We start from the raw sequence: 11,020 nt of genomic DNA on the forward strand, positions 1-11,020 counted from the left end.
GCCTGTGAGCGGGCCTTCCGCAGCCACGACCCGGGTGCCTCCTGCTGGGAGGACCGCGAGGCCGCCGCCGCGTGATGGCGCAGCTCGTCGGCCACCCGTGCCGCGTCGCGCGCACCCGGCAGGCGCCAGTCCGTCTCGATGCCCTGCTCCACGGCAGCCTCGCTGCGGAAGCGGATCAGGTCGGTAGCGAGCAGGTGGTTGTCTCGCAGCCAGACGAGGAAGGGCGTGGCCTCACCAGCCGTCGTGTCGGCCAGCACCATGCAGTCCCGCCCGTGGACGGTGGCCGTGCCGTCGTACTCGGTGCCGTCGTCGGTGGCAGCCCAGAAGGAGAGGTACGGCTCGCCCTGGTGGGTGTGATCCTGACGGACCTGGTAGGGGGCTGCGGTGAACGACTGCCGCAGCGCTTCGCCCAGGCCGGCGAGGTCCAAGGACCAGGCATGCGGCTGTCGCTCCGGCGCGTAGAAGGAAAGGTGGTCCGGTCGTCGTCATCGTGCGCCACGGGCGGGACTGCATGGTGCTGGCCGACACGACGGCTGGTGAGGCCACGCCCTTCCTCGTCTGGCTGCGAGACAACCACCTGCTCGCTACCGACCTGATCCGCTTCCGCAGCGAGGCTGCCGTGGAGCAGGGCATCGAGACGGACTGGCGCCTGCCGGGTGCGCGCGACGCGGCACGGGTGGCCGACGAGCTGCGCCATCACGCGGCGGCGGCCTCGCGGTCCTCCCAGCAGGAGGCACCCGGGTCGTGGCTGCGGAAGGCCCGCTCACAGGCCGTCGCTTGTGACGAGGGGCATCGGGCCGGGCGGCCGTGACTCCTCCGCGGGGAGGGGCGGCGGGAGAAGATGGCCGAGCCGGTACTCCGGGAATCGGGCCGGGTGGTGGATGCGGAGGAGCCCTTCGTTGGCCGAGGCCGGCTGACCTCTGCCACGGCCCGCCTCGACGGCCCGCCGCCCAGAGGGCGCCGGGCCGTCAGCCCAAGATGCTCCAGTAGGCTGCGCTGGTCATGGACACGCAGGCCGCACCCGAGCAGACCCAGCACGACGCGATCGCCTGTGGCCCGCCGATCCGGAAGCTCTTCCGAGACGTCATCGCCGATCGCCTGCCGGACCGAATGCCGCTCCAAGCGGCGATGCTGTTCGACTCAGAGATCGACCCCGACTGGAACAACCGGACCTTCCTCGCCGAGTTCTACAACGAGATCCTCCACCAGGACACCTGCCATCCCCACACCGCCGACGGCCTCGTCCTGCTCGCGGCCCTGGCGGTTGACGACCAGGTTCCCGCCCGACAGCGGTTCGAAGCCGTCGGCCTGCTGTTGCGCGCCGCCACCGTCGCCGAGCGCCACCTCGCCGAGAGCTGGCCAGCCGCCCCGCAACATGCTGATCCCGACAGCGAGGCCCGGGCCTGCAACGCCGTCCTGTTGCACACCCCTGATCTGCTGGCCCGCTGGTCAGGCGAGTGCTTCGCAGTTCGACTGGCACTCGCCGGCCTCGCGGTCGTCTTCCCGACGGACCGCACCCTGCCCGCCCTGACAGCGCGCCTGCACACCTTCATGAACCAGCATCCCCAAGAAACCGACATCGGTGACTACCTGCGATTCGTCCTCGTGCTGGCCGCCCAAGACGACGGCCAGACCCTCGCGGTGACCGAGAAACTCACTGATGCCTACTGGACGGGCACAGTGCGCGGAGCGCCGACACGTGCACGAGCTCTCCACCTCCTCGGTCAGATGCTGACCAGGGTCGGAGCCGGACTCACCCGGCCAGCGCCGACCGGGCAGTGACGCCCCACGGTTCCTGCCGAACCCGCGGATTCGCCCAGCTGATGCACACGGACCGACCTGCGAGTTGCCGCTGAACAGACTTCGGTTTCCTTGAACCCACGGGCCTCATCGGCCTCGGGGACATCGATACAGCGGTTGGCGCTGAGATTGATCATGACCCGATCGGCGTGAGTGTGCTGACGCGGTTCCCTTACTCACGGCGGGCCTTGGTGAGCAGTTCGCTGTACTTCGGGCGATGGAGTGGATGGGGGCAGCTGGAGGCGAGGGTCTTCTTCGAAGGCGACCGTGTCTGGGGGCCGTGGTTAGCGGTAGGCGGCGAGGAAGGCGTGGGTGCCGGTGGTGGCGTGGTGGTCGAGGTCGGCCTCGGTGTACTGGGCTCGTCCGGTGAACATGGCCTTGTTGACCGGGATCCACAGCAGGAGGCCGGAGAAGTGGTTGGCGGCCAGGAGTGCGTCGTCGATGTGGAGCAGCCCTTGGTCGGCCAGGCGTTGGAAGGCTGCTGCCAGCGTGGCGAGCCCCCGTTCGAAGCCCCGCTCGTACCAGGCGGCGCCCAGGTCGGGGAAGACGTCGGCGTTGGCGATGATCAGGCGCCGCAGCTGGATCACCCGGGGGTGGGTGAGGGTGGTCAGAAGTTGGCGGGCGAGCCGGGTCAGGTTCTCTTCCAGGTTGTCGGCGTCGAACGGGATGCCGGCGAGCAGGTCGATCTCGGTGTCGAGCCGGTCGGTGGTGGCCAGGACGATGTCGGCGAAGAGCTTCTCCTTGTCGGAGAAGTGCTTGTAGACGGTCTGCTTGGACACCGCTGCCAGTTTGGCGATGTCGTCCATGCTCGTCGTCGGAGCTGCCGCCACCGGCTTTGAACCCGAACCGGGCCCGGGTATGGACGACCCATCACCGGCCTCCGCCGCGACCCGGCGGCGCGCACGGATCAGCGGCTGCCAGTGGGCCCGCACGAGTTCCGCGATCCTCTGCTCGTGGCCGGGGTTCGGGCGTCCTTGGCTTCCCGGCTTGGGAGTCACCCAGCGCTGGACGGTCCGCTGGGACACGCCCAGGACGGCGGCGACCTGCCGGGTGGAGCCCCGCTCCCACCGGAGCAACGCCTTCAGCTGATCCGCCGTCGTCACTGGTACCGGCCGCGTGTACAGGAGCCGCTCCAGCCCCTCACCTATCGCCCGCACGACCCCACCAGCCCCTTCGACACAGCATTGCGAGTCCCAGCGGGTTCACCATTCCCATGATTGGTGGCGGCGGGCTTGTATCCGGCATGGCAGTGACGCCGGGCTCTCCCTTGCGCTGGAGAGCCTCCGTCACCACTTCCCGCGTCCGGTAGAGGCATTGACGATGTGGCGGATGATGGCTTCGGCTTCGTTCGGGTTGTGGTCCAGCCAGTCAGCGAGGTGTTGGCGGATGACCTTTTGGACGTAGGTGTCCGCTTCGGGATTGCTGAGCCTGGTTCTGGTGGATCCCTCGAAGACGGGATGGGCGAGTTTTACGGACACGACCGCGGTCAGGCCCTCGTGGACGGCCTCGGCCGTGAGGTCCTCGTCCTCTGCGGATATCTGCCGTTGACGGCGCGCGTGCTCGTTGACGACAGACGTGAGCGCGGTCCGGAAGCCCACTTCGTGGGCGCCGCCTTCATGAGTGCGGGTGCTGTTCGCGAAGGAGTGGAACTCTCCCGGGGGCCAGGTGTTCCACTGCATGGCGACCTGCACGGAGATCGTCTGCTCTTCGTTCTCCGACGTGAAGCCGATGGCGGGGGAGTGGACGAGACTCGGGGGATAGGGGTTGAGGTGGGCGACGTAGGCGCGAAGGCCGTCAAGGTGGTGGTGGCGGACCGGTCGCTCCGGACGCTCGTCGGTGAGTGATATGGCCAGGCCCGTGTTGAGGAAGGCCAGTTCCTGGAGGCGCTGCGACAGAGTGGCGAACGACCACAAGGTGGTCTCGAAGATGTCGGCGTCTGGCAGGAACACAATCGCGGTGCCGTGTCCGCTGCTCTCTTCGTGCCTCGTCAAGGCACTGATCGGGATGCCCTTCTCGTACTCCTGGGTCCAACGGTGGCCGTCCCGGTGAACCTCGACCGTGAGACGGCTCGACAGCGCGTTGACCACGCTCAGGCCCAGGCCGTTGATGCCACCGGACACCCAGTAGCCGGTGCGGGGCTTGGGGACGAAGGACAGCTCCGTCAGTTCGCGTTCGACGGCGGACTTGCCTGCGGGTTCCTGCACCTCGACGGGCAGGCCTCGCCCGTTGTCCACGACGCGAATGCCGCCGTCCGCGGTGATCGTGACGTCGATGGCGTCGGCATGGCCGGCCAGGTGCTCGTCGACGGCGTACGAGACGACCTCGTAGACCATGTGGTGCAGGCCGCGCTCGCCGGTCGAGCCGATGTACATGCCGGGCCGCCTGCGTACCGCCTCGAGGCCCTCGAGTACCTGGATGTGACTGGCGTCGTACTCGTTCACGGTTACGGGCTGCCTGGGGTTGCCGGATTCGGTCATGAAGCACCCTCCCTGGGACGTCCTGAGCATGGTGAGCGCAGGTCACCAAAGCGCGGACAACACCGCTTTCACGCTGTCGCCCGTGCACGTCGATCCTAGGTATCCGGAGGAAAACGTGCAGGTCAGAGCACATCTGCTGAGGTCGCAGGTGGCTGCGTCCGTGACTTTGCCGACAGCATCGTTATGGAGTGCCGCCACCGGGAGCAGGGCAACACGAAGGCCCCGCCACAGGCGTGTAGGGGGCGTTCCAGGCGGGAGCCGGGGGGTCTTTCCTCGCGAATTTCCCGGCAGCGTGTGACTCGCCTGCCCTGGAGAGACCACGCCGACAGGTCGGCCCCTGGAGCTCTGTGCATTACGGTGGGGCACGAGGGCCTTTCTGGTCGGTGTAGACGTCGCAATCCACACCGAACCCGGAAGGCCCTCACCCGTTCAAGACACCTCAGCCGAGACCTGCCTCACCCGTCCACAACCTCCCGGGACAGAACACCTAGACCGGATCAGGACGAGGCAGGGGAGCGGGACGTTGGCCGGGGACAGCAGCAGTTATACCGTCGAGCCGAGGGGCGGGTGCGCGTGACAGCTCCCGGCCAGCAGGCCCCGACGGAAGCCGCGGTTCTCGCCCGTCGCCGGCAGGCGGCATCGGCGAGGAGGGCGGGGCGTAGACGGTGACGGCTGCCGTACCTGGACGCGCGGGCGGGGCTTGCGGGTGTGGACGGACCGAGTACGGGCGGCTTGATGGGCACTGTCGGACCAGGACCGGATCGCTGCCCGGATCCTGCTGCTGACTGGTCTGCTGTTCGCGGCTGCGTGGCGGGCGGGCCACGTCGGCATGGCGCAGGCGGACTTCGTCTGTCGGTCCTGGCCGGGACGGCGGGCGCGGGCAGGGCGGGAAGACCGGCATCGGGCGGACAGCGGAACCCACCCGGGAATAGGGTGGACGCTGGGTCGGGGATCTGAGGTGAGCAGCACCGGCTGAGCCGGGACGCCTTGCCGAGCGGGGGACACATGGTTGGCTGGTGGCGGAGACTGGCCACGCGTGAGCGTGACGTGCCGGAGACGGTGCAACCGCGATCCGGGCCTGGATGTGAGCTGCTGGCCGGCCTGGTGCACGGGAGGCTGGCCGGAGAAGCAGTCGGGCCCGACGGGCTGCAGGCGGTGACGCTCTCCGTGTTCGGCGACGGCGTGGTGCTGACCGAGGACGCCGGCACGGGCGGCCCCCACGTGTACCGGTGGGCGCAGGTCGCCCGCCTGTGGTGCGCCAACGACGTCGACGGCAGCCATGCACCGGACGGCACAGTGGTCACGCAGTGGGTACACATGCTGCGGATGGAGTTCACCGACGGCACAGTCTTCGCCTCGCGGATGACCGACCCGCCCATCGCCACACCAGAGGCCGTCTTCCTCTCGGGCCGCATGTCCCCGTCTCCGCCCTCTGTCATCGCACCTTTGGTGGACCGGATCAGGGGCCCGGTGACCGCGCTGCACCTCGCCCGTGCCAGAGGGTCCCTCGCGGCCGGCGAGGAGGTGGAGTTCGGCCCGCTCACCGCCACCGCGAACGGGCTGCGCCACGACGGCAAGGACATCTCCTGGCACAGCATCACCTCGTGCCGCTACAGCGTCGTCATCGCCGACGAGGACGAGAGCGAGCTGGGCGCGCTGCTGCGCATGGAGTACCGGGCGGCCGAGGGCGGCGCGTACGGGTTCCCGTTCCACTGGCTGCGCATACCGGCACTCGACGTACCGGACATGGACGTCCTGATCGGGCTCGTCGACGAGAACCGCACCTGAGCGCGGGGTGCCCCCGGTCCGCCCCGTCACCGCTTCCCGGCGCTGGGCTGGAGAACGCCGATGACGTGGACCTCACCGCCCCGGACTGCGTGGAGTGGCGAGGCGCCTGGCCAGGAGCACGCCCTGTACATCGCCGCGGAGAAGGGACACCCTTCGGCAGCAGTTGACCGGGTGGCTCGAATTCGCGGGCATCCCCGTCCTCATCGTCCGTGGCTTCAGCTCCCAGTGCTACACCGACGTCGTCCGCGACCGTGTCGCCCACCTTGCAGTGGCCGGTGACTTCGGCTGCTCGGGCGAGGACATCGAGCGGGAATGGGTGGAGCGGACGGGGTGCTGGAGCTCGGTGCCCCGGGTGCTGCTCACCTGCGAGCAGGTCCACGCGTACGGCCTCCCGGCGACCGGGGGCAAGCGCGGACCCGAGGCGGCCGGCCTTCGCCCGCCGCTACGGCTGCGACATCGAGCACCCGGTGCAGTGGAGGTGGAAGCGCTGGAGCCGGACGAACTCCAGCGCCTGGTCCTCGCCGCCGTCGACCCCTACATCGACCGCAACATCCTCTCCCAGCAGATCGCCCGCGAGGAACAGCAGCGCCGCGCCTTGTCCGGTTTCCTCGACGGATGGGGCGGGGACAGCGGAGGAACGTCTGCCTGAGCGCTCAGTACGTCTCGAAGTCGGGTTCCCAGTCAGGATCGGGCTCTTCCTCGTCGTTGAGGACCTCGGCCTTGATCCCAGCGAGATCGAGTTCCCACCTCGTGAGTGTGAGTCCGCACAGGCGGCAGCCGAAGTGCCGGGGGAGGAACCAGACGTCCCCGTACTCCCCCGACTTGTCCCGGCCGCTGGCGAAGCCGATGTGTCTGCACGCGGGGCATTCTGCGGGCACGGCCAGCGGCCACGGAGCGGCAGTCGGCAGTGCGGAGAGACTGCTCACGAGTTCGGCGATCTCGGCTTCGGACAGGCGCCTGGTGGTCTCGGCGAACCGCTCCCGGGCCTGCCGGAGTTTCGCCTGGTACCGGATCTCCATCTCGCTGGTGGCCTGGGCCACCAGCGCGGTGCAGGCTTCGAGGTGCGTCCCCCAGAAGCCGGCGGCCTCGGCCGACAGGGCCTCCAGGAGCGCGTTGATGTGCTCGATGCCGGCGGCCATGAGTGCGCGGCACTCGGTCACGGGCTGGCCCCACCCCATGTGGGTGATGCCGTTGCGGGACTCCCGCAGTTCCTTGAGCTTGGCGGGCGCCTTGTACTTGGGGCCGAGGAGCTGGGCTGCCCTGAGGATGGCCCCCTCACCGCCGATGGTCTTCAGCCCGGCGCGGCCTTGCTTCGTCTTGTCCTCGTTCCCGCTCAGGACCAGGAGATCGTCCACGCTCGGCTGCCTCTCCGAGGCGAGGAGTACGGGGGCGATGGACGCCAGGTACGCCTTGGACGCGTGCTCCACTGCGACCGCCATGTGGTGCACGGCGAAGTCCTGGTCGATGGGCTCCTCCAGGTACGCGTCGACAGCCGTGCGCGCCCATTTGCGGGCCGATATCAGCAGGTGCTCGTGGATCGTTTCGTGCGACATGCGCTCAACGTAGGGGAGCGGCGGGAGAGTGCGCCGCGAATGGTGCTGCCGGCATGTGGAACGGGCAGAGTGGAATCGTGTCCGGGTGTCGCTCATCATCGGGGGATGGGGGAGCGGATGGACGTGGCGGTGTTGCGGAGCCTGATCGACGGCGTGCTTGCCACGCTGTACACGCGCTACGGGGCCAAGGAGCTCCCGGCGCTGTGCCGGCGCCTCGGCCTGCCTCCACCCGATGAGGGAAACACCAAGCATGAGCGCCTGATCACCAGTCTGAAAGCCTGTCCGGACGACCGCCTGCCAGACGTCGCAGACGCCGTTCTTGAGCAGGAGGAGCTTGGACAGGCCGAGAGGATGGCGCTGCAGGACGTGCTTTGGCTCGGCCGCCACCACGTGCAGATCCCGAGCCGGACCCGGCGCGAGCTCGCCAGGGACTTCGACCTCTCCGACCACCTCGGCTACCCGGACCGCTTCATGGCGCTGCTGGGCCGCCTGTGGCACCTGGACAACGACCCGATGAGCGGGTGGGTCACCTCGACCAGGAGTCTCCGCGATCAGATCAACCGACACATCTTCAGGAACCCGGGCGACTGGTCGACCGAGGAGTTCTTCGAGCAGCTCGGCGCCTTCGAAGCCCCTCATCCGCGCTTCGGTGTCTTCCTCGAGGGGCTGGCCTCCTCCGCCGTCCTTCCCGACGAGCCAGCACAGCGCCGCTTCGTCGAGCTCGCCAACCGGCATCTACAACCGGCGGGCTCCATCCTGAGCCAGGACGGCGAAGCCGACGGCTACCCCCAGTTCCACCTGGTCCAGCACGGTCGCGGCACCGCGCGCCGGCCGCGCAACCTCATCTTCGCCACCCTGGGCAAGCCCGACATCCGCTTCACCAGCGCCCTCGACAACGACATCGAGGTCGCCGAACGCGCTGACGAGGTCCTGGTCTACGACCGCTCCGTCGGCAAAGAGGGACTGCTCTGGCGCGACCTTCTGTCCTGGTGGCAGGAGACCCGGAACATCACCGACCACGAGCAGGCGGCCCGGTCCCTCTACGGCCGCATGGAGGCTTCCTTGCCCCCGAAGTCCCCAGGGCAGAAGAACCTGTTCTTGCACTACCACCACGCCCACAGGGATCATCTGAACGAGGTCCCCGCCCTCCTGCCGGAGATCTGGCTCCACTGGGACCCCAAGACACTGCGCGAACGGGGACCGCAGGCCATGCAGAACCTGCGGATGGACTTCCTCATGCTGCTCCCGGGAAACCGGCGCGTGGTCCTGGAAGTCGACGGTATGCAGCACTACACCCGCAACGAGGGAACCGAACCCGACAGCACGAAGTACGCCGCGACCATGGCCGGCGACCGAGACCTGAAATTCCGCGGCTACGAGGTCTTCCGGTTCGGCCACGACGAACTCCGCGACCGCAATCGTGCGCAGCCTCTGCTCGCTGGCTTCTTCGCCGCACTCCTCGACCTGAAGCGGTGACACGACAAGCGACTGCAACGCGCCCGCTTGGACGTGCAACACCGACTCTGCAACGCATGAGCACGTTGCACTCCTGAACTGTGCCGGGAGGGCAAGACGAAGGTCCCAGGGGTCGTCACGACGTCCCGGGGCCTCCACTTCGCTGACCTTCCCGCTCAACGACGAGCCGGGCAACCTGTCAAGCCCAGCCCACGCCCAGCATCCGCAGTGCGTCGAGCTGGTCCCGGGTGAGCTTGTCCCGCCTCGACTTGGTGTTGGAGACCCATACGCCCAGCCTGACGATCACCGGTTCCGTCTCGCCGTCGACCGCGATCTCTTCCCTGTGGCCGCGAGGGACCGACCGCTGACCCTCCCTCTCGACCCACTGCGCGAGGGCGGTCAGGCCGCGCTGGAAGGCCTGCTGCGCCTTGCTTGGACCCTTCGCCGAGCGCTTGGCCGTCGGGGCCGGAGACGGCGTCTCAGCGGGCTTGATGCCCAGGCCGGACAGCCGTTCCTGCTGTTCGATCGACAGCTGCGCCCAGGTGCCCGGGTCGACCTCGCGGAAGCCGTGCTCGAAGGGCTGGAACAACCCACTCCGTGGGACGTCAGGCCGCCCGTCAGGACGGTGGCGCACAGCGGCAGCACGGATCAGGAAGACACTCCGGCGCGGGACGTCCCCGCCGACGACCGGCGGCTCGTCCTCCCCCTGAAGGCCGGTGCCGCGACGTTCGGGACCGTCACTCTCACCCGTACGGACCGCAGGGCCCCCTTCGCCGACGCCGACCGCGACCTGGCCGGCGAACTGGTCGCCCATACCGCCGTCTGCCTCGACAACGCACGGCGAGCCCGCAGCCCACCACGACACCGACACCCGGCCCGACGGCTGCCCGGGCGACGGCAGATGCGTCGTGCCGGGTGTCGGTGTCGTGGTGGGCTGCGGGCTCGGACTGGGACTCGGCGACGCGGTGCCGGTCGGGCTCGGGCTCGGCGCGGGGGTGCTCACCGGCGCGTCCCGCACATGCCGCCCGTACCGCACGCCGCGCCAGAGTGCGCGTACGTACCCGTGCCCCGTTCCCGTCCCATGAGTCCCCCCGGCTCCGTCAGACTGCGACCGAAGCTATCAGGACATCACGTCAAATCCCCTGACAGGCTGCAGGGTTGACCGAAAACGATCACAGGGCGCGTCAGCCGCCATCCGCCGGGACCTTATGATCCACGCGCACCACATCGACCCGGGGGACCTGTCCGACCCCATCACTCCGCGGGACGGCAAGGACACGGCGAAGCGGCGGACACCGAAGGGCGACGAAGAGAATGAGCAGCCGCGGCGGTACCCCGTCGGACCCCGGACCCGGCCGGCCGGGCTATCGCGCCGAGCCGTCCCACGACCCCGGCCGGAGCTGGGTCTTCCCGGCCCCGGTGCCGCCGGAGCTGCTCGTTCTGGGGGACGAGGTCCGGGCGGTCGCCTGGCCGGTGCGGCTCGCCTTCCGCGGCTCCCGGATCGCCCTGCTCGACACCCTCTGCCGCTGGCAGACGCTGCGGGCGCTGGCGTACGTGCACCTCCTGGCCGCCCGCACGGCGGACGAGCGGCTGCGAGCCGACCTGAGGGTGGTGCCCGGCCCCGAGGCGGCCGGCGATCCGGGGCCGGCCGAGCTCCTGGCGCGGCTGGAGTCGGCCGCCGCGGGCCTCCCGGCGGACCTGCTGGACGCGGTCGTCCGCGACAGCGGCGGGCTGCTCGCGGACAACCGGTTCGCGGCATCGGTGCTGGCGGCCGGACTCACCGCCGATTCGCGGCCGGCGGACCCGGACGAGGCGGTCTCGCGCGCGGTCGTGCTCACCAGCTACTGGTACGAGGTTCCCGAGCAGCGCGGCGCGCTGGCCCTGGCGTGGAGCGCGAACCTGTTCGTCCGGTCGTGGCTCGCGTGGTCGCAGCGGTTCACCTACGGC

The 11,020-nt window shown here is 69.3% G+C and carries 10 protein-coding genes and 1 pseudogene; 6 read left to right on the top strand and 5 right to left on the bottom strand.

Features of this window, described 5'->3' with window-relative positions; genetic code table 11:
* A partial coding sequence (locus EAO71_RS37460) for a hypothetical protein (protein WP_187282543.1) occupies positions 1-428 on the bottom strand: 428 nt, incomplete at its 3' end.
* An 83-nt stretch (positions 429-511) separates the two neighbouring features.
* On the opposite strand from EAO71_RS37460, the gene EAO71_RS03435 reads away from it, so the two are divergent.
* Both EAO71_RS03435 and EAO71_RS03440 read left to right on the top strand, forming a co-directional pair.
* On the top strand, positions 512-811 hold the full coding sequence (locus EAO71_RS03435; RefSeq protein WP_147976271.1) for a hypothetical protein: 300 nt from the start codon (positions 512-514) through the stop codon (positions 809-811).
* A 191-nt stretch (positions 812-1,002) separates the two neighbouring features.
* Positions 1,003-1,782 (top strand): hypothetical protein, encoded by a 780-nt coding sequence (locus EAO71_RS03440; RefSeq protein ID WP_147976272.1) that lies wholly within the window; start codon positions 1,003-1,005, stop codon positions 1,780-1,782.
* 302 nt (positions 1,783-2,084) lie between these two features.
* On the opposite strand, the gene EAO71_RS03445 is transcribed toward EAO71_RS03440, so the two are convergent.
* Positions 2,085-2,903 carry a TetR/AcrR family transcriptional regulator gene (locus EAO71_RS03445; RefSeq protein ID WP_222723536.1) on the bottom strand — a complete coding sequence of 273 codons (819 nt, stop codon included), beginning with the start codon at positions 2,901-2,903 and terminating at the stop codon, positions 2,085-2,087.
* Positions 2,904-3,086: 183 nt separating this feature from the next.
* Positions 3,087-4,277, bottom strand: coding sequence for an ATP-binding protein (locus tag EAO71_RS03450; RefSeq protein WP_187282544.1), 1,191 nt, complete (start codon positions 4,275-4,277; stop codon positions 3,087-3,089).
* 1,155 nt (positions 4,278-5,432) lie between these two features.
* On the opposite strand from EAO71_RS03450, the gene EAO71_RS03455 reads away from it, so the two are divergent.
* Together EAO71_RS03455 and EAO71_RS38495 are read left to right on the top strand one after the other, a co-directional pair.
* Positions 5,433-6,065 carry a hypothetical protein gene (locus EAO71_RS03455; protein ID WP_147976275.1) on the top strand — a complete coding sequence of 211 codons (633 nt, stop codon included), beginning with the start codon at positions 5,433-5,435 and terminating at the stop codon, positions 6,063-6,065.
* Between the two features lie 163 nt (positions 6,066-6,228).
* Entirely contained in the window at positions 6,229-6,714 is a 486-nt protein-coding gene (locus tag EAO71_RS38495; RefSeq protein ID WP_147976276.1) for a hypothetical protein, read from the top strand.
* A gap of 4 nt (positions 6,715-6,718) precedes the next feature.
* Here EAO71_RS38495 and EAO71_RS03465 read toward each other — a convergent pair whose 3' ends face one another.
* Complete coding sequence (locus tag EAO71_RS03465; protein WP_147976277.1) at positions 6,719-7,618, bottom strand: hypothetical protein; 900 nt, start codon at positions 7,616-7,618, stop codon at positions 6,719-6,721.
* 105 nt (positions 7,619-7,723) lie between these two features.
* Between EAO71_RS03465 and EAO71_RS03470 the strand changes: the two genes are divergently transcribed.
* Positions 7,724-9,094 (top strand): AbiJ-related protein, encoded by a 1,371-nt coding sequence (locus EAO71_RS03470; protein ID WP_147976278.1) that lies wholly within the window; start codon positions 7,724-7,726, stop codon positions 9,092-9,094.
* A gap of 178 nt (positions 9,095-9,272) precedes the next feature.
* Here EAO71_RS03470 and EAO71_RS38500 read toward each other — a convergent pair.
* Positions 9,273-9,635, bottom strand: a pseudogene (locus tag EAO71_RS38500) (helicase associated domain-containing protein); the annotation flags it as partial.
* 752 nt (positions 9,636-10,387) lie between these two features.
* Between EAO71_RS38500 and EAO71_RS03480 the strand changes: the two are divergent.
* On the top strand, positions 10,388-11,020 hold a 633-nt coding region (locus EAO71_RS03480), incomplete at its 3' end, for a hypothetical protein (RefSeq protein ID WP_222723537.1).

The organism is Streptomyces sp. MS191, assembly GCF_008042125.1.
GTDB lineage: Bacteria > Actinomycetota > Actinomycetes > Streptomycetales > Streptomycetaceae > Streptomyces.